At 43.4% G+C, this 22,597-nt stretch carries 20 protein-coding genes; 15 read left to right on the top strand and 5 right to left on the bottom strand.

The genetic code is table 11. From position 1 onward, the window contains the following. Positions 1 to 62 precede the first annotated feature (62 nt). Positions 63 to 770, bottom strand: a complete 708-nt coding sequence (gene hutC / locus CBX98_RS01685) for a histidine utilization repressor (protein WP_005395889.1) — start codon at positions 768 to 770, stop codon at positions 63 to 65. Positions 771 to 1,017: 247 nt separating this feature from the next. On the opposite strand from hutC, the gene CBX98_RS01680 reads away from it, so the two are divergent. Further along, positions 1,018 to 1,761, top strand: coding sequence for a sporulation protein (locus tag CBX98_RS01680; protein ID WP_005385491.1), 744 nt, complete (start codon positions 1,018 to 1,020; stop codon positions 1,759 to 1,761). Positions 1,762 to 1,767: 6 nt separating this feature from the next. On the opposite strand, the gene CBX98_RS01675 is transcribed toward CBX98_RS01680, so the two are convergent. Next, a complete protein-coding gene (locus CBX98_RS01675) occupies positions 1,768 to 2,745 on the bottom strand; it encodes a DUF3187 family protein (RefSeq protein WP_074191167.1) in 978 nt (325 codons plus the stop codon). A 410-nt stretch (positions 2,746 to 3,155) separates the two neighbouring features. Here CBX98_RS01675 and thrS point away from each other — a divergent pair, with 410 nt between their 5' ends. The 12 genes from thrS (at position 3,156) to pheT (ending at position 17,528) form a co-directional block, all read left to right on the top strand. Beyond that, positions 3,156 to 5,084, top strand: coding sequence for a threonine--tRNA ligase (gene thrS / locus CBX98_RS01670; protein ID WP_109168445.1), 1,929 nt, complete (start codon positions 3,156 to 3,158; stop codon positions 5,082 to 5,084). 3 nt (positions 5,085 to 5,087) lie between these two features. Further along, the gene (gene infC / locus CBX98_RS01665; protein ID WP_074191168.1) at positions 5,088 to 5,639 is read left to right on the top strand and encodes a translation initiation factor IF-3; all 552 of its coding nucleotides are present in this window, start codon (positions 5,088 to 5,090) and stop codon (positions 5,637 to 5,639) included. A 121-nt stretch (positions 5,640 to 5,760) separates the two neighbouring features. Further along, positions 5,761 to 5,955: a 50S ribosomal protein L35 gene (rpmI, locus tag CBX98_RS01660; RefSeq protein ID WP_005377932.1), complete on the top strand. Its 195-nt coding sequence runs from the start codon at positions 5,761 to 5,763 to the stop codon at positions 5,953 to 5,955. Between the two features lie 40 nt (positions 5,956 to 5,995). Continuing rightward, positions 5,996 to 6,349, top strand: coding sequence for a 50S ribosomal protein L20 (gene rplT, locus CBX98_RS01655; RefSeq protein ID WP_004727974.1), 354 nt, complete (start codon positions 5,996 to 5,998; stop codon positions 6,347 to 6,349). Between the two features lie 190 nt (positions 6,350 to 6,539). Next, positions 6,540 to 6,857 (top strand): heavy metal-binding domain-containing protein, encoded by a 318-nt coding sequence (locus CBX98_RS01650; protein ID WP_005377919.1) that lies wholly within the window; start codon positions 6,540 to 6,542, stop codon positions 6,855 to 6,857. A gap of 366 nt (positions 6,858 to 7,223) precedes the next feature. Next, complete coding sequence (locus CBX98_RS01645; RefSeq protein WP_006741660.1) at positions 7,224 to 8,033, top strand: helix-turn-helix domain-containing protein; 810 nt, start codon at positions 7,224 to 7,226, stop codon at positions 8,031 to 8,033. 486 nt (positions 8,034 to 8,519) lie between these two features. After that, a complete protein-coding gene (locus CBX98_RS01640; protein ID WP_005395898.1) occupies positions 8,520 to 9,308 on the top strand; it encodes a TetR/AcrR family transcriptional regulator in 789 nt (262 codons plus the stop codon). A 245-nt stretch (positions 9,309 to 9,553) separates the two neighbouring features. Beyond that, complete coding sequence (locus tag CBX98_RS01635) at positions 9,554 to 11,932, top strand: MMPL family transporter (protein ID WP_109168444.1); 2,379 nt, start codon at positions 9,554 to 9,556, stop codon at positions 11,930 to 11,932. Positions 11,933 to 11,950: 18 nt separating this feature from the next. Continuing rightward, entirely contained in the window at positions 11,951 to 12,742 is a 792-nt protein-coding gene (locus CBX98_RS01630) for an outer membrane lipoprotein-sorting protein (protein WP_048626274.1), read from the top strand. Between the two features lie 10 nt (positions 12,743 to 12,752). After that, positions 12,753 to 13,928, top strand: a complete 1,176-nt coding sequence (locus CBX98_RS01625) for a hypothetical protein (RefSeq protein ID WP_109168443.1) — start codon at positions 12,753 to 12,755, stop codon at positions 13,926 to 13,928. A 192-nt stretch (positions 13,929 to 14,120) separates the two neighbouring features. Next, on the top strand, positions 14,121 to 15,104 hold the full coding sequence (gene pheS / locus CBX98_RS01620; RefSeq protein WP_005385470.1) for a phenylalanine--tRNA ligase subunit alpha: 984 nt from the start codon (positions 14,121 to 14,123) through the stop codon (positions 15,102 to 15,104). An 18-nt stretch (positions 15,105 to 15,122) separates the two neighbouring features. Next, on the top strand, positions 15,123 to 17,528 hold the full coding sequence (gene pheT / locus CBX98_RS01615) for a phenylalanine--tRNA ligase subunit beta (RefSeq protein WP_109168442.1): 2,406 nt from the start codon (positions 15,123 to 15,125) through the stop codon (positions 17,526 to 17,528). 213 nt (positions 17,529 to 17,741) lie between these two features. Here pheT and CBX98_RS01610 read toward each other — a convergent pair whose 3' ends face one another. After that, complete coding sequence (locus tag CBX98_RS01610; protein ID WP_005395910.1) at positions 17,742 to 18,623, bottom strand: AEC family transporter; 882 nt, start codon at positions 18,621 to 18,623, stop codon at positions 17,742 to 17,744. 533 nt (positions 18,624 to 19,156) lie between these two features. Between CBX98_RS01610 and ihfA the strand changes: the two genes are divergently transcribed. Continuing rightward, a complete protein-coding gene (gene ihfA, locus CBX98_RS01605; RefSeq protein WP_005377899.1) occupies positions 19,157 to 19,453 on the top strand; it encodes an integration host factor subunit alpha in 297 nt (98 codons plus the stop codon). A 123-nt stretch (positions 19,454 to 19,576) separates the two neighbouring features. Here the strand turns inward: ihfA and CBX98_RS01600 are convergent, their stop codons facing one another. Beyond that, positions 19,577 to 20,356, bottom strand: a complete 780-nt coding sequence (locus CBX98_RS01600; RefSeq protein ID WP_109168441.1) for a RelA/SpoT domain-containing protein — start codon at positions 20,354 to 20,356, stop codon at positions 19,577 to 19,579. A gap of 316 nt (positions 20,357 to 20,672) precedes the next feature. Between CBX98_RS01600 and CBX98_RS01595 the strand changes: the two genes are divergently transcribed. Further along, positions 20,673 to 21,323 carry a thiopurine S-methyltransferase gene (locus CBX98_RS01595; RefSeq protein ID WP_046874957.1) on the top strand — a complete coding sequence of 217 codons (651 nt, stop codon included), beginning with the start codon at positions 20,673 to 20,675 and terminating at the stop codon, positions 21,321 to 21,323. A 71-nt stretch (positions 21,324 to 21,394) separates the two neighbouring features. On the opposite strand, the gene purT is transcribed toward CBX98_RS01595, so the two are convergent. Then, positions 21,395 to 22,570 carry a formate-dependent phosphoribosylglycinamide formyltransferase gene (gene purT, locus CBX98_RS01590; RefSeq protein ID WP_006741653.1) on the bottom strand — a complete coding sequence of 392 codons (1,176 nt, stop codon included), beginning with the start codon at positions 22,568 to 22,570 and terminating at the stop codon, positions 21,395 to 21,397. Between the last annotated feature and the right edge of the window lie 27 nt (positions 22,571 to 22,597).

Here is a 22,597-nt window from a genome sequence, read left to right as displayed (position 1 = left end):
CTGACAAGATTGATGTTGCTAAAATGTGATCAAAACGTAGATCTATAGGACCAATCTTGTCATTAAATGAGCACTTTTGAGCTCAGCTTATATTTGTTACCAGGGTGATAAAGTAGGGCGGTACTGACTAACTTATCTTGGCTCCACGTTCTGCGATTCAAGAGAAGGCAAGGCTCATTGGCTTGCATTTTTAAGTCTTGCTTAATACGGCCGTCAGGCACAATTGCCTCTACGGTATGTTCAATAGCGCTGAGTGGGCAATTATCTGACAGGTATTGATTCGGAGTGATTTGTGTGAAGTCTTGATTTAAATAACTCGGGGCATATTGGCTGTTCACCCAGCGGAGTTCCAATTGAATAGGCGTTTGGTCTTCATAGTGAATGATTTCACTGTAAAACACCGTTGTGCCAAGCATGACGCCGAGTTTTGTCGCAATGCTGTCATCTGCTTTTATGGCAACTTGTTTGAGCACTTTACTGCTATATTGTCGCCCTCGGTCGCTGACTTCTTCGGCAATGTTTCGAATGTCTAACAGAGGAGATTCTGACTTTTCACCAGGATCACACACAAACGTACCTAAGCGTGGGCGACGTTGTAATCGGCCCTCATTAACTAAGTCCCGAATTGCTTTGTTCACTGTCATTCTACTGACACCAAATTGCTCGGTAAGCTCAATCTCTGTGGCGATACGATGACCAACTATCCACTCTCCAGAATCAATTTTATCGAGGATAAATTGTTTGATTTGAATGTAGAGTGGTGCAGACATAATGATTCCCTTTTATTTGACTATACAAATACTGCTTAATTTAGGTACAAATTGCAAACATTTCTCGACGAATGCACCACTTAGTGACAGAACAATCCTATTGTGGGGCTGAATGATTCTTGCTGCTGAGCATTATTTGGATTGATGATGGAATTCGAACATTTTCTTGTGGTTTATTGCTTGCAGAGTATAAAACAATTGTGTAAACAAACGATTATTAGAAGAAAAGTCGCTAAAAAGGAAAAACATGTTTAAAAAATTGAAAGCATCACTGGGGATTGGTTCTGCAAAAGTAGATACGATTTTAGACGAAATGAGCGTGTTTCAAGGAGCGACGCTGAAAGGGCATGTTCATATCAAAGGCGGAGACGTCGAACAACAAATTGATGCTATTACGATTAAATTGAACACAGAGATGAAAGTCGAAGTGGATGATAGCGTAAGTTACCAAACGTTCACTATTGATCAGCTGAAGGCGGTAGACCCCTTTGTGATTCAACCTAATGAAGAGAAGCAGGTTCCGTTTGAGCTAAAACTGCATGATGAAACGCCAATTACTGCGGTTAGCGCACTTAAGAATCAATGCCATGTTTGGGTTGAAACGACGTTAGATATTGATTTTGCGATTGACCCGCGTGACCGTGACTATATTGAAGTGAAACCACTACCAGTAGCATCTCGGGTTATTCAAGCGATCGAGCAAGCTGGTTTCACTATGGTTAAAGCCGATGTTGAAAAAGGCTTTTTGCGCGGTGGCTCGTTTGCTTCTCGCTCTGGAATTTATCAAGAGCTAGAGTTCCGAAATAACGGCTTTATCTCATCAAAAGAAATTGAGCTTTCTTTTATTCTGGAAGGGCAGGTCATGCATTGTTTGGCAGAGATTGACCGTTCGCTCAGCTTGGCTGGTGACCAATATCGCTCGTTTACGTTACCGATCAATGCAACTGATGCTCAAGTCGCTGCCGCGGTTGCACCAACGCTAAATCTATAGTTCTCATCAACTTGATGAGAATATGTACCGATATCCTATTGTGAAAGCGATATCGGTACTGTTATCCATGTTTCGTGCGTTCTCAACGGCTAAAAACTCAAGCGCGGAGTTTTCCATGAGATATCGATAGCCTAATACCAGTTCATTAGAGGCATCAGCAAACTCTGCGGGTCCTTCTGTTGAGCCTTGATACCAATGGTATTCAAACATCAGGTGGTGGTTATCTTCCAATGCATAACGGTACCCAGCTGCAACGGCAATCGTATTATGCCGATAGGGTAGATCCAGCAAGGCGCGATCATCTGAGCGAAAAGTCATGCCAACCATCGAGTAAAATGCATGGGCGTCACTCAAATAACTGTAATTTATTTGGAAGCCTTGCTCGAAATTACTGCCTTGAAAAGTCCCGTGAGCAACATCATTAAAATATAAGCTGCCACCAATAGATAGGCCGTGATGTTCATTCTGAAACACTTGATATTGCAAATAAGTAGATAAGTTGTTGGCAAGCGTTTGTCCTTCGAAGTCGTCTTCTAGCACATCATATTGCGGCATTGAAATGTGAAAACGATCTCTGTCTACTTTGTCTCGGCCATTCTGTCCGATACCGAAAAGGTTATGGAAGCTTTTCGTCAGTCCATCTAAATGGTTATCAGCGGCAAAAACCCACCGATAATTGAGTTCCCATTGCCAACTGCTATTGATTTGCCACTTGCTGCCAATTTCGATTTGGTTGTGGTAATAATCCAGTGCGTATTCATCAGTATGAGCCCAAACACTAGCCACGGTTCCTGAGCCATAGGTTTCGACAAAGTCAGAGGGAAGGCTATGTCCTGAGCGCAGTATATTGGTATGGCTAACCACTTGCATCGGAGATTGTGCGTAAGAACGTAGCGGCCCATACAGGTCATCTGATGCCATGGCTGGTACACAGCATATCGAAATGCTTAGAAGCCCCATAAAGCGCGATTTGAAATAGATCATGATGAACACCTACATGCAAACTACTCAATAAAACAACTATATACCTAAATTGCACTTTGAGGTGGAACTAGGTGTGCAGGGTCCTGTGTTGGTTAATATGTATCAGGAACTATTATACCAGTTGTGTATTCAAGTTCTATTGGGAGGGGGTAACTCCGTTTACAAGTGATGTGAGCCCTTAAGAAGAATCATCAGATTGTCGCGGCGAGGCCTGAGGTTAAGTTCTTATGATAAAACAAAATCGCGCTTTGCAATCTAAATGTGAGCTAGGTACAATCCCACTTTTGATAACGGTCCGGTATTCGTGTTACCGAGAGGCCTTTATTGACTCTCAACTATTTTCAACAAATAGCTTCTAATTTGAATAACATGTGTTGCTTGGTGTGCAACACCACTGTAAAGGACATAGCATGCCTATTATTACTCTTCCTGACGGCAGTCAGCGTCAATTTGACAACCCAGTTTCTACTATGGAAGTTGCGCAATCGATCGGTCCTGGTCTTGCAAAAGCAACGATCGCTGGTCGTGTAAACGGTAACCGCGTTGATGCGTGTGACCTAATTGAAGAAGACGCAAGCCTTGAAATCATCACAGTAAAAGATGAAGTAGACGGTTTAGAAATCGTTCGTCACTCTTGTGCTCACCTTCTTGGTCACGCTCTTAAGCAGCTTTACCCACAAGCTAAAATGGCGATTGGTCCAACCATCGACAACGGCTTCTACTACGATATCGATCTAGATGAGTCTCTAACGCAAGAAGATCTTGAAAAGATTGAAAAGCGTATGAAAGAGCTAGCGAAAACCAAGTACGAAGTTGTTAAGAAAAAAGTAAGCTGGCAGGAAGCGCGTGATACGTTTGAATCACGTGGCGAACCATACAAAGTGGAAATCCTAGACGAAAACGTATCTCGTGATGATCGTCCAGGTCTTTACCACCATGACGAATACATCGACATGTGTCGTGGTCCTCACGTTCCTAACATGAGCTTCTGTCAACACTTCACTCTATTGAATGTGGCAGGTGCTTACTGGCGTGGTAACAGCGACAATAAAATGCTTCAACGTATCTACGGTACGGCTTTCCACGATAAGAAAGCACTGAAAGCGCATCTAACTCGCCTAGAAGAAGCAGCGAAGCGTGACCACCGTAAGATTGGTAAGCAACTAGACCTATTCCACATGCAGCAAGAAGCACCGGGTATGGTGTTCTGGCATCACAATGGTTGGTCTATTTTCCGTGATCTGGAAGTATTCATCCGCGCTAAGCTAGATGAGTACGGTTACCAAGAAGTAAAAGGTCCGCTAATGATGGACCGTGTTCTTTGGGAACGCTCAGGTCACTGGGATAAATACGCTGATGCAATGTTCACAACTTCTTCTGAGAACCGTGAATACGCAATTAAGCCAATGAACTGTCCAGGTCACGTACAGATCTTCAACCAAGGTCTAAAATCGTACCGCGACCTACCGCTACGTATGGCAGAGTTCGGCTCATGTCACCGTAACGAACCATCTGGTGCACTGCACGGCATTATGCGTGTACGTGGCTTTACTCAGGATGATGCTCACATTTTCTGTACTGAGAGCCAAATCCAAGAAGAAGTAACAAACTGCATCAAGATGGTGTACGATACGTACCAAACATTTGGTTTCGACAACATCGTAGTGAAACTGTCTACTCGTCCAGAGAAACGTGTAGGTTCAGATGAAATCTGGGATCAATCTGAAGAAGCATTGAAGCAGTCTCTTGAATCGATGGATATCCCATACGAAATTCAAGAAGGTGAGGGTGCGTTCTACGGTCCTAAGATTGAATTCACACTATACGATTGTCTAGACCGCGCTTGGCAGTGTGGTACTGTCCAGCTAGACTTCAACCTACCAGGTCGCCTAGGCGCTACTTATGTAGGTGAAAATAACGAACGTCTTGTACCGGTAATGATTCACCGTGCGATTCTAGGTTCACTAGAGCGCTTCATTGGTATCCTTATCGAAGAATATGCTGGTTTCTTCCCAACTTGGTTGGCGCCAGAACAAGCAGTTCTTATGAACATTACTGATAAACAGTCAGGTTATGTTCAAGAAATAGTACAAAAACTACAAAAAAGTGGAATTAGAGCTAAAGCGGACTTGAGAAATGAGAAGATTGGCTTTAAAATCCGCGAACATACTTTGAAGCGTGTACCGTATATGCTTGTTGTTGGTGACCAAGAAATGGAAGCTGGCGAAATTGCAGTACGTACTCGTAAAGGTAAAGATCTTGGTAAATTTAAAGTGGATGATTTTATTGCATACATCCAAGACGAGATCTCTAGCCGTAAGCTCAATCTGGAGGAATAAGCTATTAAAGGCGGAAGACGTGGCCAACAGCCGGTAAAACAAAACCCGCACCGTATCAACGGTGAAATTCGTGGTATTCGTGAAGTTCGACTAACAGGCGCTGACGGTGAATCAGTTGGTGTTGTATCGATTCAAGAAGCCATTGCAGCTGCTGAAGAAGCTGGTATGGATCTCGTTGAGATCAGTCCTAACGCCGAGCCACCTGTTTGTCGTGTGATGGACTATGGTAAGTTCCTCTTCGAGAAGAGCAAAACTGCTAAAGAGCAGAAGAAGAAGCAAAAGCAGGTCCAGATCAAGGAAGTAAAATTCCGTCCTGGAACTGATATTGGAGACTATCAGGTAAAACTACGCAACCTGACGCGTTTCCTTGAAGAAGGCAACAAAGTGAAGGTAACAATTCGCTTCCGTGGCCGAGAGATGGCACACCAAGACATCGGTGTTGACGTTCTAAATCGTCTTAAGGAAGATACTGCAGAACTTGCTGTAGTTGAATCTTTCCCTAAGAAGATTGAAGGTCGCCAGATGATCATGGTGCTAGCCCCTAAAAAGAAGTAATTAACGGCTCATCAAGTAATTAAAACCTAGCCGCTTTCCTTTCGATAAAGGCATAACGGCTGGGTTTTGTTCGCCCTAATTACGTTGTTTATTAAACCTACTCAATGCGGAGTTATTCATCATGCCTAAGATGAAAACCAACAAAGGTGCTGCTAAGCGTTTTAAGAAAACTGCTGGTGGTATTAAGTACAAGCACGCTACAAAACGTCACATCCTGACTAAGCGTACTACTAAGAACAAGCGTCAACTACGTCCGAATGCAATCCTTCCAAAATGTGAAGTGGCTGCAGTAATCCGTATGTTGCCATACGCTTAATTCTTTTTAGTTATCAATCGTTTAGTTTAGGAGAAGCATAATGCCTCGCGTAAAACGTGGTGTACAAGCTCGTGCACGTCATAAGAAAGTTCTAAAACAAGCTAAAGGTTACTACGGTGCGCGTTCACGCGTTTACCGCGTAGCTTTCCAAGCAGTTACTAAAGCTGGTCAATACGCTTACCGTGACCGTCGCGCTAAGAAACGTCAATTCCGTCAACTATGGATTGCACGTATCAATGCGGCATCTCGTCAAAATGGTCTATCTTACAGCCGTTTCATCAACGGTCTTAAGAAAGCATCTATCGAGATCGACCGTAAGATCCTTGCGGACATCGCAGTATTCGACAAAGCTGCATTTGCAGTTCTAGTTGAAAAAGCGAAAGCTGCTCTTTAATTAGCAGTTTAGGATTAAGAGAAGGAGAGCATTAGCTCTCCTTTTTTATTGCTAAAATATATACCCAAATATTTTTCAGTTTTGCCATTCAGAATCTTGTCTATCAGTCTTCCCGATTTGATTAGTGATCACTGCTCTGTTGGTAATAAAATGGCTTGGGTATATATTTTACGTTTATAAGGGACTAAAAATGATCTACACAACGACAGAAAGCATTCCGGGCAAGCAGATCTCTGAAATAAGAGGGGTTGTAACTGGTAATGTTGTTCAATCAAAACACATCGGTCGTGACCTCATGGCGGGTATCAAAAGCATTGTTGGCGGTGAAATTCGCGGTTACACGGAAATGATGACCGACGCGCGTGATATAGCTATACAGCGCATGGTAGCAGACGCTGAATCTAAAGGTGCCGATGCAATTGTAGGGATTCGATTTACCACAAGCTCAATCGTAGATGGTTCTTCGGAAATTTTGGCATTTGGTACTGCAGTGAAACTGGCGGACTAGTCTACTTGAATAGCAGTGCAAAAATGCTAATAGAGAGTGGTGAATTATTATGCATTTACCGTTCTGTTCCTTTTAGGTTAATTATTCTAGATTTTTGCAGAGCGAATAGGTTTATATTCTCAACTCTACGTTACTATTAAAATTAATTGCGATGATTTAGAGTAATTGCTTCACTTTTATTTCGTTTATTATTTTGTATTCATAATGAAATTGAATTCATATTGAATTTTTCATTTATTGTGTGAATTCTCCTTTCAGTATATTAATTCATGTTTTTCTTATAAAAATATGAACTTATACCTTGCCAAGCGGTTCTAAATTGTTACAAATACTATACAGCTGTAACATTGCCAAAAGGAATTGTAGATGAGAGATCTGACTCCCGAATACTTGCTAGCCGCATTACGCCAAGCGATTAAAACAAAAGGGCTAACATATCGAGAGCTATCTGAGAAAATGGGCATGCCGCTGTCCACTTTTAAGAGACACTTAACAAGCACAAATCTCGCTTTGGATAAACTGCTTGAATATTGTAGAGCTGTTGATTGCACGTTAGATGAACTACAAAAGCTTGCGAATCAATTACAAGGCGAAGACGAGGATTACTTTAGCCGTACGCAAGATGAAGTTTTTTTTCAATTTCCCCATCTTTACGATTTTTATCGTGAACTGAGAATGCTGCGAGGCAAAGATGGATATTCCATTTTAAAGAAAAAGTATGATTTGTCTGAGCAGAGCATGTCTGATTACCTAAAAGCTTTGGAGTTATTGGATCTTGTTTACGTTGATGAAGATAAAAATATAACGTTGCACGGGCCGTTATATTACAGCTATGCAGAAAACTCCAAGCTCAATGATAAATATACGGAAATCATAAAAGAACAGACAACAACCCACGATAAATGCGTTCGTGTGGCTTTGGCACGCATGAAAATTACCGAAGAGCAGCTTTTGCAATTGGAAGATCAAGTCGCAAAAACGGTTATCGATTTTCATTCCAAAAATGTTGTGGCAGAGAACTTCAACGTCTCTGATTTTACTAATATTGTTCTACTTGCAGGGCCACATCAACCAGTCACATTCTCTGATGGAATTATCGAGACAGAAGGGCGATTTATTGACGATATTCGTTATGCCATTGCATCTGCAGGTGATAAACCAAGCCTCTCGATTTAGAAATTCAGTCTTTTACTTAAAGAGAATCGCTTTTCTCGCCATGTTATTGAGTTTTTCAGCTCTAATATTGAAAGGAAGCAGTAAAAGAAAAGCCCAAGACAGAACACACTTTGTAAATAGAGCATCCAGTTGCTGTTTTGAATCCAAACTTTAAGTGTTTTGGGCTTTTTTGAATAACATCATTTCAATATCACTCGTTGTCCAATTTTTAAAGTTCTGATTTTTGGGGTTGTGTCCCTGCACTCCACTCTAGATTTTCCTTACAATCAAATCATTCTCGCTGAACCAAGCATCTTGATGTTACTTGGTTATATATAAGTAATGCTTATTTTTCGGTTAGCTATAAATTCATACTTGCAATGTTTGTTTTTTGATCTATTATGACGAAGTGTCATTTATGACGGTTCGTCAAATTTAGTGGCGTTCCTGTATTCAAGAATCGTGTTACAATTATTGGGAGTGTGTTGGTATACGGATCAAAGGATTATGTTTAACTTTCGCTGTAAGAAAGATAGCAAGCAAGACGGATGTCGTACGTCTTCAGGGCTAACTAAAAAACAACAGGCGATTGCTGATCGTGAAATAGAGCTTATTCAATTGGCTAAGTCTCTGGTTCAAGAGCAAGGCTTTGCCAACTTAACGATGGACAAGCTCACAGCAGCAAGCCCTTACTCGAAGGGAACGATCTACAATCATTTTTGCAGCAAAGAAGATGTGATTCTTGCGCTTTGTATTCACTCGCTGAGAAGCGAAGCAATATTTTTCGAACGTACCGCTAAGTTCAATGGCAATACCAGAGAAAAAATCATTGCTATGCATGTAGGTTATCGTATTTACGCTCGTATGGAGCCTGTACTATCAACTTGTGCGATTGTTGCAAAGACGCCTTGGGTCCTCGAGAAAGCTTCGCCTAAGCGTGTGAATGAATTGAACAACTTAGAAGAACAAGTAATAGATGGTGCTGATGCGTTAGTGAATAATGCGGTGGAATGTGGAGACCTTAAGTTCTCTCCCGCAATTGGTTCTGATGCCATCGTATTTGCTAACTGGTCTATTGCCTTCGGTTCAAACGCTCTAGCGCAAAATGCATCGAACAGTCGATGTATTCAGCGAATTCAAGATCCATTCTCAGTACTGCATAACGCGAATATGTTACTTGATGGTTTAGGGTGGTCACCTTTATCGACAGAGTGGGATTACCGTAAAACGTGGCGTCGAGTGGAACAGGAATTGTTCAGCGAAGAGCTTGCTTATTTAGAGTCTGTGAATCGCTAATCGTTATAGAGGCCATCTAATATTTTAGTTGGCTTTTTTATTACACCATTGTGACGAATCGTCAAAAAATAGAGATTGGTACTCAAGTTACCGATCTCGAGAAGTATAGGAAGTTACTCAAAAACTAACTTATATAACCAAATAAATTCGATCTGATTTTTATATGTTGAAGTTATCTGGTTATCACAGCATTCGCTGTTTTTTTAGTTTTTAAATTTGACGAAACGTCACAAAAGGAGAGTGTGATGCCACATCACAACGTTCAACAACAAGCCCGAATTGGCTGGGTCAAGCTACCAACGAATTACAGTGTGTTGGTTGTGCTTGCTACCGTTTTATTGATTGTTATAGCAACTATTGGAGGAAAAAATCTTTACTTTAGAGGGGATTACGACATCTTTTTTGATGGAACAAATGAGCAGTTACTTGCGTTTGATGAAATTCAGACTACCTTTGCAAAATCTGACAGTCTTGCTTTGGTCATAGCGCCAAAAAGTGGCACTGTTTTTACTCCTAACACCTTATCTCTTATTCAGCAGATCACTGACGAGGCGTGGCAAGTCCCATACTCCACCCGTGTTGATTCCCTTGCCAACTACCAGCATACCGAAGCGTTTGAAGATGATCTTCTTGTCGAAGATTTACTGTATAGCGAATATGAATTGACGCCTCAGCGAATCGAGAAAGTCAAAAGTATTGCGTTGAGTGAGCCGGTTTTGAAAAGTTCACTGATTTCCGAAAAAGGGGATGTCACGGTCGTGAATATTACGGTCCAACTCCCTGAGGTCGATAAAACCGCTGAAGTACAAGAAGTGGTTGCCTACATAAACGGAATGATTGAGCGTTATCAGCAAGTGTACCCGGATACTGAGTTCCACAAAGCCGGTATTATTGCAATGAACTACGCGTTTATGACCGCAGCCCAAGATGACAGCGCGACGCTAGTGCCGACCATGCTACTAGTGATATTGGTTTTCCTGACTCTCATGTTGCGCTCATTGCTTAGCGTCATCGCGACACTCATCGTTATTATCGGCTCAGTTATGGTGACAATGGGATTATCAGGATGGGCTGGTATGTTCTTAAGCACGGCGACAGTTAATGTGCCTACCTTGGTGATGACGCTTGCCGTCGCCGACTGTGTACACATTATAGCGACGATGCGTCAGTCTATGCAAAACGGCTTTAGTAAAGCCCATTCTATTGAACGAAGTATTGCGCTCAATTTCATGCCCATCCTGATTACCTCCATTACCACCGCGATCGGCTTTTTAATGATGAATATGTCGGATTCTCCAATCCTGAGAGATTTCGGCAACCTATCAGCCCTTGGCGTCATGATTGCTTGTTTCCTTTCCATCACATTACTTCCGGCGTTACTTCATATCCTTCCTGTTAGGGTGAAGTCAGACACTGCTGATGAAAGAAAGCACTTTATGGATCACTTAGGGGATTTCGTGGTGTCAAAGCGACATGCGTTATTGCCGTTGTCGGTGCTTGTTATTGTCGCGAGTGCGAGTTTGATTCCGCTGAACAAAGTCAACGATGAATCCGTCGAGTACTTTGGTCATAGCAATGAATTTCGTCGAGCGGCTGATTTTATGGAAGAGCGAATCAGTGGCATGGCGAACATCAGTATCGCGATAAAAACTAACGAATCGCAGGGTATTGCGGATCCTAATTTTCTCAATACCGTGGGTAAATTTACTGACTGGCTAAGGTTGCAGCCAGAAACGGACCATGTTGCGACCTTGAGCGATGTTTATAAGCGTCTAAACAAGAACATGCATGGAGATGATCAGGCTTATTACTCGCTCCCTCAAGACAGAGAATTAGCGGCTCAATATCTGCTGCTTTATGAAATGTCACTACCGTATGGCTTAGATTTGAACAACCAAATCAATGTTGATAAGTCGTCGATCAAGATGGTTCTCACTGTGGAGAACTTGGGCAGCGTCGAGCTTGTTGATTTGGAAAATCGTATTTACCAATGGTTTAACGAAAACGCGCCTCAGTATGATGTTGTTGCTTCTAGTCCATCACTGATGTTTGCGCATATTGGCGAAACGAATATGGCTAGCATGCTGTCAACCTTGCCTATCACTCTGGTCTTAATTTCGGCATTACTGATCTTTGCCTTACGCTCGTTCAAGCTCGGTCTAATCAGCCTGGTCCCGAATATCGCCCCTGCGCTTATTGGTTTTGGTATTTGGGCGCTGGTTTCTGGTGAAATTAATTTGGGGTTGTCTGTTGTTGTGACGTTGACGCTTGGCGTTGTGGTTGATGATGCCGTTCATTTTCTCTCTAAATACCAACACGCTCGTAAAGATGGCCATAGCGCGGAACAAGCGGTTCGTTACGCTTTTCGCACCGTGGGGCGCGCGCTTTGGATTACGACTGTCGTGCTTGTTGCTGGTTTCTCCGTTCTGGCGATGTCGAGCTTCCGCTTAAATGCCGATATGGGGCAGTTGAGTGCCATTGTTATCTTCATTGCTCTTGTTGTGGATTTCATCTTTCTACCGACTCTACTGATGTTGTTTGACAAAGGCGTCTACGACGAGGTGGACCGCCGAAACAAGCTTAAATCAACTGACTCTCAAACCACGGCTGTTATTCAGTCATAACGAATCAAAGGATTGAACATGAATTTACTAAAAAATGCCTTAAAAGTATCTGCACTTTCTGTCTCGCTTTTTATGAGTCATGCGGTGTTAGCGGATGAAGCGAAAGGATTAGAAATTGCTCAAGAGCGCAAAGCCCGTGATGAAGGGTGGGGGGATTCTGTTGCTACCATGAAAATGATTCTGCGGAACGCACAAGGAGAAAGCAGCACACGTTTAATGCGCCTCCAATCACTCGAAGTTGAGGACGATGGTGACAAAGGACTCACAATATTTGATGAACCAAGAGATGTGAAAGGCACCGCGTTTCTCAACCACTCTCATACAGTGGGTGCCGATGACCAGTGGCTTTACCTTCCAGCATTGAAGCGTGTGAAACGTATTTCCTCGCGTAACAAATCAGGCCCTTTCATGGGCAGTGAATTTGCGTATGAGGATCTCAGTTCCTTTGAGATTGAAAAATACCGTTTCAACTACCTAAAAGATGACAGCATAAACGGGCAAGATGTTTTCGTCGTAGAGCAAATTCCGACCGATAAGAACTCAGGTTATACCAAGCAAACGGTGTGGTTAGATAAAGCGCATTACCGCCCACTGAAAGTTGAGTTTTACGATCGCAAAGGGTCGTTGTTAAAAACGCTTTCTTTTTCCGATTACAAGCAGTACCTCAACCAATATTGGCGAGCGCACACTATGGCGATGACAAATCATCAAACAGGAAAAAGCACTGAGCTAACAACAAGTGAAATGCGCTTTAACACTGGTCTCGAAGACAATGATTTTCATAAGAATGTGTTAAAACGAGTGAGGTAGTGGAGGAGAAATGAACCGATCAAATGTTGGGTTGTTGCTTAGCGCAGCAACCTCTTTTTACTCGATGCCTCTTGCCGCCGTTGAGCTTGCAGGACAAGTCAATATTGAGCATCGTCAGTTTTTTGATTCTGGCTCTCAGGGTCAGAGCAAAGCGCAAACGTCATTGGTTTTGCAGCCAGAATTTTACTGGGAGATGCAAAATGGTGATGCGAGCTTTACCCTCACACCTTTCTATCGTTTGGATAGTCTAGACGATGAGCGAAGTCACGGAGACATAAGAGAGGCGCTTTATCTGACTTATTGGGATGATTATGAGCTTCGAGTTGGGATTAGTAAGGTCTTTTGGGGAGTGACGGAATCCGCCCATTTGGTTGATGTAGTAAACCAGACAGACGCCATTGAAGCCGTCGATGGTGAAGATAAACTCGGTCAGCCAATGTTGCATTTCACCTCATTCAAAGACTGGGGCACCGTCCATGCAATGTTATTACCTTACTTTAGGGAACGAACGTTTGCGGGTACTGACGGTCGTTTACGAACCGAACCTGTTGTCTCAGATGATGCTATCTATGAATCAAGCAGAGAAGAAAAGCAGGTAGATGTGGCTTTTCGATATTCGAAAATGCTTGGCGATTGGGACGTAGGCCTGAGCTATTTATATGGAACAAACCGGGATCCTTACTTTCGTTTTGAGTACGGGGAATTAAAGCCTTACTACGCTCTGATGAGTCATGCCGGTCTCGATGTACAAGGAATCGTTGGCGATTGGTTATGGAAACTCGAAAGTGTTTATCGAGATAGTGCTGATAATCATGTTGGCCTTGTGACGGGATTTGAGTACACCTTCGTTGGCGCATTTGACACGGTTTGGGATGTGGGTGTGATTGGTGAATACCTCTATGACAGTCGTGGGAATAATGCACAAACTATCGGTCAAAATGATGTGTTTGCAGGCATTCGTTGGGCGCTCAACGACGAGGACGGAACGGAAGTATTGACGGGAATCACAAAGGATTTAGATAACGCCGATGTTTACAATGCCAAGTTAGAAGCCTCGAGCCGAATATCGAATAACTTTAAGTGGCAAATTGATGCTTGGTTGTTCAAAAATGAAACGCCAAACGATTTGCTCTATTTCGCCCGAGATGACGATTTTATCGAGCTATCTATTCAATACTATTTCTAAAACACAAAGGGCACAACTTAACGGCAGATTAATGAAAGATGACATTTTTGACGTTTTTGTGCTCTTTTTATTCAATAACCTCTTCTTTTCGTAATTCAGTTTGGCATTGGTGCCCGGTTTGGCTACTATGTACAGCTATCAAAAAACCAATCACTCCCTTATGGACACTACCAACAGGTAGATGAGGAAACGATGCAACATCTAGAAGAGATCATTGCTAGCGCGAGCACTGCAATTGAAGCTGCCGAATCGCTAGTCGCACTTGATGAAGTGCGTGTTCAGTATCTGGGTAAAAAAGGTGAGCTAACTGCTCAACTTCAAAGCCTAGGCAAACTACCACCAGAAGAACGCCGTGAAGCTGGTCAAGAGATCAACAAAGCGAAAGGCGTCGTTCAGCAAGCTATCGCAGCTCGTAAAGACGCACTACAACGTGCAGAGCTTGAAGCGAAACTAGCAGCAGAAACAATCGACGTAACACTACCAGGTCGTCGTATTGAGAACGGTGGTTTACACCCAGTAACTCGTACTGTAGAGCGTATTGAGAAGTTCTTTGGCGAACTTGGTTTTAACACCGAAGCTGGCCCAGAGATCGAAGATGCATTCCACAACTTTGATGCGCTAAATATTGCCGCTGACCACCCTGCTCGTACTGATCACGATACTTTCTTCTTCAACCCAGATTTAATGCTTCGTACTCACACGTCAGGCGTACAGATCCGTACGATGGAAAATGGCAAACCACCATTCCGTTTCATCGCACCAGGCCGTGTATACCGTAACGACTACGACCAAACACACACGCCAATGTTCCACCAGGTGGAAGGCATGCTGGTTGATGAGAACGTAAATTTTGCACAGTTGAAAGGCATCCTGCACGATTTCCTATGTAACTTCTTCGAAGAAGAAGTAGAAGTACGTTTCCGTCCATCTTACTTCCCATTCACTGAACCTTCAGCTGAAGTAGACGTGAAAGGCAAAAACGGTAAATGGTTAGAAGTACTAGGCTGCGGTATGGTTCACCCGAACGTACTACGTAGTGTAGGCATCGATCCTGAAAAATACTCTGGTTTCGCATTCGGTATGGGTGTTGAGCGTCTAACGATGCTTCGTTACGGCGTGAACGATCTACGTGCGTTCTTCGAAAACGATCTTCGTTTCCTAAAACAGTTCAAGTAATCCAGAGGGTTCATCAACATGAAATTCAGCGAATCATGGCTTCGTGAGTGGGTAAACCCAGCGGTTACTACTGACGAACTCACTCATCAAATTACAATGGCCGGCCTAGAGGTAGACGACGTTCTTCCTGTAGCGGGTTCTTTCACTGGCGTTAAAGTGGGTCACGTTGTTGAATGTGGTCAACACCCAGACGCAGACAAACTTCGCGTTACTAAAGTAGATGTAGGCGAAGAAGAGCTTCTAGACATCGTTTGTGGCGCACCTAACTGTCGCCAAGGTCTGAAAGTAGCGGTAGCAACAGTTGGTGCTGTTCTTCCAGGCGATTTCAAAATTAAAAAAGCGAAACTACGTGGCCAGCCATCTCACGGCATGCTTTGTTCGTTCACTGAACTAGGCATTGATGTTGAGTCAGACGGCATCATGGAACTAGCAGAAGACGCAGTAATCGGTACTGATTTCCGTGAATTCCTAGGTCTAGATGACGTAACGGTAGACGTAGATCTAACAGCAAACCGCGCTGACTGTTTCAGCATCCGTGGTTTAGCTCGTGAAGTTGGCGTACTAAACCGTGCTGACGTGACTGAGCCATCAGTAGAAGCAGTTGCGCCTTCAATCGACGATAAAGTGTCTATTGAAGTGAAAGCGCCAGCAGCGTGTCCACGTTACCTAGGTCGTGTAGTTAAGAACGTAAACGTTCAAGCTGAAACACCACTATGGATGCAAGAGAAACTGCGTCGTTGTGGTATTCGCTCGATCGACCCTGTAGTAGACATCACTAACTACGTGCTTCTAGAGCAAGGTCAACCAATGCACGCATTCGATCTATCGAAGATCGAAGGTGGCATCGTAGTTCGTATGGCTGAGCAAGGTGAGAAGCTAACACTTCTTGATGGCAGCGAAGCAGAACTAAACGCAGATACACTAGTAGTTGCTGACCACAACAAAGCACTTGCAATCGCAGGTATCTTTGGTGGTGAAGAGTCTGGTGTAACAACTGAGACTAAAGACGTTCTACTAGAGTGTGCATTCTTTGCACCTGACCACATCCGTGGCCGCGCTCGTAGCTACGGTCTGCACACTGATTCTTCAATGCGTTTCGAGCGTGGTGTGGATTACGCACTACAAGTGAGCGCAATGGAGCGTGCAACTCAGCTTCTAGTTGAGATCTGTGGTGGTGAAGTAGCACCTGTTGTTGCAGTAGAGTCTGAAGCAGACCTACCTAAGCCAAACAAAGTTGCTCTACGTCGTACTAAGCTAGACAACCTACTAGGTCACCACATCGCTGATGCTGACGTAGTAGAAATCCTAGAGCGCCTAGGTTTGACTGTTGAAGCTTCAGAAGAAGGTTGGGTGGCAGTAGCGCCAACATGGCGTTTCGATATCGCTATCGAACAAGACCTGATTGAAGAAGTTGGCCGTATCTACGGTTACGACAACATTCCTAACCAACACCCAGCCGCAGCACTTAAGATGCACAACCACGTTGAAGCGGATCTTCCACTGAAACGCGTTCGTGATCTTCTTGTTGACCGTGGTTACCACGAAGCAATTACATACAGCTTCGTTGAGCCTGAGCAACAAAAGCTAGTTGTACCTGGTGTTGAGCCTCTAGTGCTTCCAAACCCAATTTCAGCAGATATGTCAGCAATGCGTCTTGGTCTTATCCAAGGGCTGTTGAACACGGTTGTTCACAACCAGAAACGTCAACAGCCACGCGTTCGTCTATTCGAATACGGCCTACGTTTCATCCCATGTGAATCTGCAGAAAACGGCATGCGCCAAGAGCCTATGCTTGCAGGTGTTATTGCTGGTACTCGTGGTGAAGAGCACTGGGATATCGAAACTAACACCGTTGATTTCTTCGACCTTAAGGGCGATCTAGAAGCGATTCTAGAGCTATCTGCGAACGAAAAAGCGTACTCTTTCGCTGCACTGTCACCTGAAAGCAAAAAAGCTAACCCAGCACTGCACCCAGGTCAATCTGCGGCAATCATCGTAGATGGCAAAGAAGTGGGCGTGATCGGTACCGTTCACCCTGAGCTTGAGCGTAAGTTCGGTCTAAACGGTCGTACTATCGTATTCGAAATCGAATGGTCTGCAATCAACAGTAAAGTGATTCCAGAAGCGGTTCAGCTTTCTAAATTCCCATCAAACCGTCGTGACATCGCAGTAGTTGTGGACGAAGCGGTAGCATCTGGTGACATCGTTAATGCTTGTTTAGAGCAAGGTGGCGAGTTCCTTAAAGATGCGAAACTGTTCGACGTGTACGTAGGTAAAGGCGTTGAAGACGGTAAGAAGAGCTTAGCAATCGCTCTGACTCTACAATCAGTTGAGCGCACGCTTGAAGATGCAGACATCGCAGGTGCGGTAGACGCTATCGTTGCTCACGTTTCTGAGAAGTTTGGTGCGTCTCTACGTGACTAATCTCGCGTAACGTATCGTCTTAAGAAATGAAAACCCTGCCAGTTTGGCAGGGTTTTTTATTTTTAGGATTACCTTATCGTTGTTCAAGTTCCATACTGCTGGCATCACCCCTCATTACTTTAAAATACTAGACCAAACTAGGGATAACCCTTACCCGAGATTAGGAACGTATTGTTTTTTAGCTAATACACGCTAACGTTAGCTTATTGGCAGCTAGGCAGCGAGTGAGAGGGTATAGCTAAGCAGAAGTGGCAGCGTAAGAATACTGAAAAAGTTGCCAAATAGTACCATTGACGCCACTTTCATGGGCTCTATATTCAGCCTTTCCGCAAATAGGTAATTCATGACGGCTGGTGGCAGCATTGTGAAGAGTACCATCATTTGCAATTGCATCGTTGGAAGGGGAATTAACCAATAAATAAGTGCGAATGCAACCGCCCCAGTTGCAAGCGACTGCACGGTACACAATACACCAACCTTTAAACCGTCCACTCTTAAATGACACATTTGCGCCCCCAGGGATAAAAGCATCACGGGTACTGCCGCTTGCCCAAGTAGAGCAGTCGCTTCGTATAAAGGTGCCCATGCCCCCACATTTGACACGTTGAGAAACAGAGCCAACGACGCAGCTAAAAAGATTGGCATCTTGACTATTTGCTTAAAAGGGTTGCCATGACTAAGTAGCATTACACCTAAACTAATGTGCAAGCATGCTGATACGACAAATAGCAGTACTGCTGAGGATAGCGCAGTTTCTCCAAACGTATAGGTAAACAAAGGAATAGCAAGGTTTCCGCTATTGCGAAACATATGTGGTGGTGCCCAGGTTTTAAACGACAGTGACGTCAATCGACATACAGGGATCATGAGTAGTGCGGGAACCAAAACCGCGACAATTGCTGCAAAAAGGAGTGGTCCCTGATTCGAGTCTAACGGCATGCTAACGAGCGAAGAAAACACCAGCGCAGGTGTGAAAACCTCAATGTTAATGCGGTTGATTGGACGAAAGTCAGGCTTGATGTAACGACCTACCAAATAGCCGACGCCGACAAGAGCAAAAACAGGGAAAAGAATATTTATGATTTGATTAATCATGGTCGCCTAGATGAAGTGTAAGGAGCTAATGTGGAGATACACGAAGAAACACATTATCAACCTTTACATATTGCGTCATCGCTGAACAGTGAGAAGCGTGGGTTTAATCAAGCTTTCTAAGCACAGTTACAAAGCCAGGTGGTCATACCATTTAGTTCAATTGTTACGTATCGAGTTACATACAAATCACTGAATTTACGACAAGTTCTATGTCAAGTGTCTGTTAAATAACCAATCTCTGATATTTTTATTAAATAGTGATTAATGTTGATATTTTAACTACTTTTAGTTTTATCAGCTGGATGTTTTTCCTATTAAAGAGAAAACAAAAACAAAAATATCAAAATGTTGGCGTTTAACAATAATTTACATAGTGCTATTCCTTTTGTTCGCCAAGAAAAAAGTTGGCGAAAATCATAAGCTTGTCATACACTTCCTGATGTAACCCCGATATGTTGTTGAATTGGTAGGGTAAAACTGCTCTGGCGCTACACTAACGTAGCATTGTTTAACATAGCTTTGAGGAAAGTTTTATGGCGCTCACAAAAGCCGAACTGGCAGAAAACCTGTTTGATAAATTAGGATTTAGTAAGCGGGACGCCAAGGAAACGGTGGAAGTGTTCTTTGAAGAGATTCGTAAGGCACTGGAAAGTGGCGAACAGGTAAAACTGTCAGGTTTTGGTAACTTTGATCTTCGTGACAAGAATGAACGACCTGGTCGTAACCCGAAAACCGGTGAAGATATTCCAATTACTGCTCGACGTGTAGTGACTTTTCGCCCGGGTCAGAAGTTAAAAGCTCGTGTAGAAAACCTGAAGAAAGTACAGTAAGCCGAATAAATGGATCACGCTAAGGCGTGGTCTTTTTTTTGCGTAAAACTTGTGTCGCATATAAACGAAAACCACCGCAATGCGGTGGTTTTTCTGTTTTTGAGTATATCTTAATGATATGGATTACGCTGCTTCTAGGTGCGTTGTTAAGTATGGTTGCCATGCTTGTTGGTACAAGTTTTTAGACTGTGCACGCATGTTGCGAATAGAAGCGAGTTCTAGTTCGCTTAGTTCGCGTTTCTCCATCATCGCTTGGCGTTCTAGTTTCTGGATTTTTTCGTATAGGTCGTGTTCAGGACCGCTTTTCACATCTGCGATGGCTTTTAAGTGCAGTTGAACTTCGGCAACTAGATTTGTCTTTGGTAAACGAACGAGTAAGTTCAAGTCTCTATAGCCTGAAGGACTAGGTTTTTTGAAGCGATTTTTTACTTTAACAATTGTTGTTTCACGCTCTAAGGTTTCATAAATGGAGACTAAGCTCGCGACGTCTTCAGCAACAATCGTGGCACGGGCTAGGTCAGTAATGCGTTCGACTTTTCCATCTAACTCCAAAGCTATTTTTTCTTCTGCTCGTTGTTTGGACTTTACGCCTGCGAAGTATGGCTGAGCATCATTAAGAAGTGCGGTACTTTTACAGATAGTTTCAAGCTCAAATTGTGCTTGGTGAGCTTTGCTGTAAAGAATGTCGAAGTCAGTGTATGGCTGAGTTGGAGTTGCGTCGATTGACTGAATACCATACAAGCCGCTAAGGCTATGTTTAAAGAGTTTCGAACAAACTTCGTTTTGACTTGTTGAACGATTTTGATCGCCACTCGGCGCTGGGGTAATTGGAAGTGCGGCAAATGCCGGTGCACGGCTAAGTACCAAAAGCATCAATGCTGTAGTACGAAGAAATAAGCTCATTCACTCTCCTTAACTTGCTTGTACTTAGAAAATAGGGAACATAAAGGTCGCTAAGTTCGGCAAATCAGGTACTAACTTATTAATGGGGTCATTACGAAAGATTCCAAGGTTTCAGTTTTGTCTTGAAGTGGAATCGTGCGTTAGATCACCATTTCTCTTTTCTTTATTCTGTTTATCAGATAAAGGCGTGGTTCCTATAAGAACGTTTACATCCTATCACCGCTGTATTAACCAAAGATGAACGGCATAGACAAATTGAAAAAAATCGTTAGTCTTACTTCTCAAAATGAAAATCAGCCGACAAGTAGAAAGTAAAATGAGAGACCAAGAGTTTTGGCATAATAAATGGGCCAGTAATCAAATCGGATTTCACTTGGAAGATGTAAACCCGCTATTACCTGCATATTGGCAACACACAAACCCAAAGCGTGAAGACAAAGTGTTAGTGCCTTTGTGTGGAAAGTCAGAAGACTTGATTTGGTTGGCGATGAAGCATGATTCAGTTGAAGGTGTTGAGCTGAGCCATATCGCTGTTCGTGCCTTTTTTGCTGAACATTTTTATACGCCAACCGTGACGCCTGTTAATGGTATGCACGAGCTTTATCAATTTGATGAGCTCTCTATTTATACTGGGGACTTTTTCACTGCACCAGTATCTCAAGCCGATATCATTTATGATCGCGCCGCGTTGGTTGCTTTACCGCAAGATATGCGAGAGGAGTATGTAGAGCGTCTCAAGCAACTTTTGAATCCAGGCGGTCGTATTTTGCTTGTTACACTCAACTATCCTCAAGAAGAGATGGCAGGGCCTCCATTTAGCGTGCCAGTCGAAGAGATTGAGCAGTTATTTTCAGGTTACAAAGTTACCTGTTTGAACGTAGATGAAGCTGATGAAAACCATCCTAAAATTGCGAAAAAAGGCTTAAGTCGCTTCTCTGAAGAAGTGTACCTAATCGAGAGTGAATAGGTTTTTTTGGTTTGTAAAACGAAATAGCGCAGCAATTTGAGCTGCGCTATTTTTGTATAAGTGGTTCGTATTTAATAAGTGATATTCACTTTTGAAGCACTTTCAACAGCATCTTGAACGGCTTCTTCGGTGGTTTTTCGTCGCGTAAGGACAACACCTAAACGACGGCGACCATCGATTTCTGGCTTGCCGAATAGACGAACTTGCGTTTGAGGTTGAGCTAAGGCTTTGGTTAGGTTGTCAAAGCGAATGTTTGTGGAAGTCCCTTGACCAAGAATAACGGCCGACGCAGATGGACCATATTGTACGATATTATTAATCGGCATTCCGGTAAATGCACGTACGTGGAGAGCAAACTCTGACATTTCCTGAGAAATCATAGTGACCATGCCTGTATCGTGTGGGCGAGGAGAGACCTCATTGAAAATGACCTTATCGCCTTTAACAAATAACTCTACACCAAAGATGCCGTAGCCACCGAGTGCGTTGACTACTTTCTCAGCCGTGTATTCAGCTGCTTTTACTGCGTTTTCTGACATAGCTTGCGGTTGCCATGATTCGCGGTAGTCGCCATCTTCCTGACGATGGCCAATTGGAGCACAGAAATGCACACCGTCAACGGCTCTTACAGTCAATAAAGTGATTTCGTAATCGAAGTCGATAAAACCCTCCACGATCACGCGACCTGCCCCCGTACGTCCGCCTTCCTGTGCGTAATCCCATGCTTTTGCTACGTCGTCTTCGGTCTTGATGACACTTTGCCCTTTACCTGAAGAACTCATAACTGGCTTTACTACGCACGGGATGCCTACATGCTCAACCGCGGCTTTGAAGTCTTCAAAAGTATCTGCAAAACGATAAGGTGATGTCGTCAGTTCTAGTTCTTCTGCAGCCAAACGTCGGATACCTTCACGATTCATTGTTAGCTTGGTTGCCTTAGCGGTTGGAACAACATTCAGCCCTTTTTCTTCAAGCTCTACCAGTTTGTCGGTTGCGATAGCTTCGATTTCAGGTACGACGTAAGTAGGTTGTTCCTTCGTAATAACTTCTTCTAAGGCGCTTCCATCTAACATATCGATGACGTAACTACGGTGAGCAACTTGCATCGCTGGAGCATTAGCATAGCGATCACAAGCAATCACTTCTAAACCAAGTCTCTGACATTCAATTGCGACTTCTTTACCGAGTTCGCCAGAGCCTAAAAGTAATACACGGGTAGCATTTGCGCTGGTTGCAGTGCCAAACATAGTGTTCCCTTACAAAATAGAGTGGTG

It is taken from the genome of Vibrio sp. T9, from assembly GCF_003123985.1.
Taxonomy (GTDB): domain Bacteria; phylum Pseudomonadota; class Gammaproteobacteria; order Enterobacterales; family Vibrionaceae; genus Vibrio; species Vibrio diabolicus.
This window is presented reverse-complemented; position numbering and strand designations above follow the sequence as displayed.

Bases quoted from the DNA above. Each gene is read 5' to 3' on its own strand.
- hutC (WP_005395889.1), bottom strand. From the start codon at position 770: ATGTCTGCACCACTCTACATTCAAATCAAACAATTTATCCTCGATAAA.
- CBX98_RS01680 (WP_005385491.1), top strand. From the start codon at position 1,018: ATGTTTAAAAAATTGAAAGCATCACTGGGGATTGGTTCTGCAAAAGTA.
- CBX98_RS01675 (WP_074191167.1), bottom strand. From the start codon at position 2,745: ATGATCTATTTCAAATCGCGCTTTATGGGGCTTCTAAGCATTTCGATA.
- thrS (WP_109168445.1), top strand. From the start codon at position 3,156: ATGCCTATTATTACTCTTCCTGACGGCAGTCAGCGTCAATTTGACAAC.
- rpmI (WP_005377932.1), top strand. From the start codon at position 5,761: ATGCCTAAGATGAAAACCAACAAAGGTGCTGCTAAGCGTTTTAAGAAA.
- rplT (WP_004727974.1), top strand. From the start codon at position 5,996: ATGCCTCGCGTAAAACGTGGTGTACAAGCTCGTGCACGTCATAAGAAA.
- CBX98_RS01650 (WP_005377919.1), top strand. From the start codon at position 6,540: ATGATCTACACAACGACAGAAAGCATTCCGGGCAAGCAGATCTCTGAA.
- CBX98_RS01645 (WP_006741660.1), top strand. From the start codon at position 7,224: ATGAGAGATCTGACTCCCGAATACTTGCTAGCCGCATTACGCCAAGCG.
- CBX98_RS01640 (WP_005395898.1), top strand. From the start codon at position 8,520: ATGTTTAACTTTCGCTGTAAGAAAGATAGCAAGCAAGACGGATGTCGT.
- CBX98_RS01635 (WP_109168444.1), top strand. From the start codon at position 9,554: ATGCCACATCACAACGTTCAACAACAAGCCCGAATTGGCTGGGTCAAG.
- CBX98_RS01630 (WP_048626274.1), top strand. From the start codon at position 11,951: ATGAATTTACTAAAAAATGCCTTAAAAGTATCTGCACTTTCTGTCTCG.
- CBX98_RS01625 (WP_109168443.1), top strand. From the start codon at position 12,753: ATGAACCGATCAAATGTTGGGTTGTTGCTTAGCGCAGCAACCTCTTTT.
- pheS (WP_005385470.1), top strand. From the start codon at position 14,121: ATGCAACATCTAGAAGAGATCATTGCTAGCGCGAGCACTGCAATTGAA.
- pheT (WP_109168442.1), top strand. From the start codon at position 15,123: ATGAAATTCAGCGAATCATGGCTTCGTGAGTGGGTAAACCCAGCGGTT.
- CBX98_RS01610 (WP_005395910.1), bottom strand. From the start codon at position 18,623: ATGATTAATCAAATCATAAATATTCTTTTCCCTGTTTTTGCTCTTGTC.
- ihfA (WP_005377899.1), top strand. From the start codon at position 19,157: ATGGCGCTCACAAAAGCCGAACTGGCAGAAAACCTGTTTGATAAATTA.
- CBX98_RS01600 (WP_109168441.1), bottom strand. From the start codon at position 20,356: ATGAGCTTATTTCTTCGTACTACAGCATTGATGCTTTTGGTACTTAGC.
- CBX98_RS01595 (WP_046874957.1), top strand. From the start codon at position 20,673: ATGAGAGACCAAGAGTTTTGGCATAATAAATGGGCCAGTAATCAAATC.
- purT (WP_006741653.1), bottom strand. From the start codon at position 22,570: ATGTTTGGCACTGCAACCAGCGCAAATGCTACCCGTGTATTACTTTTA.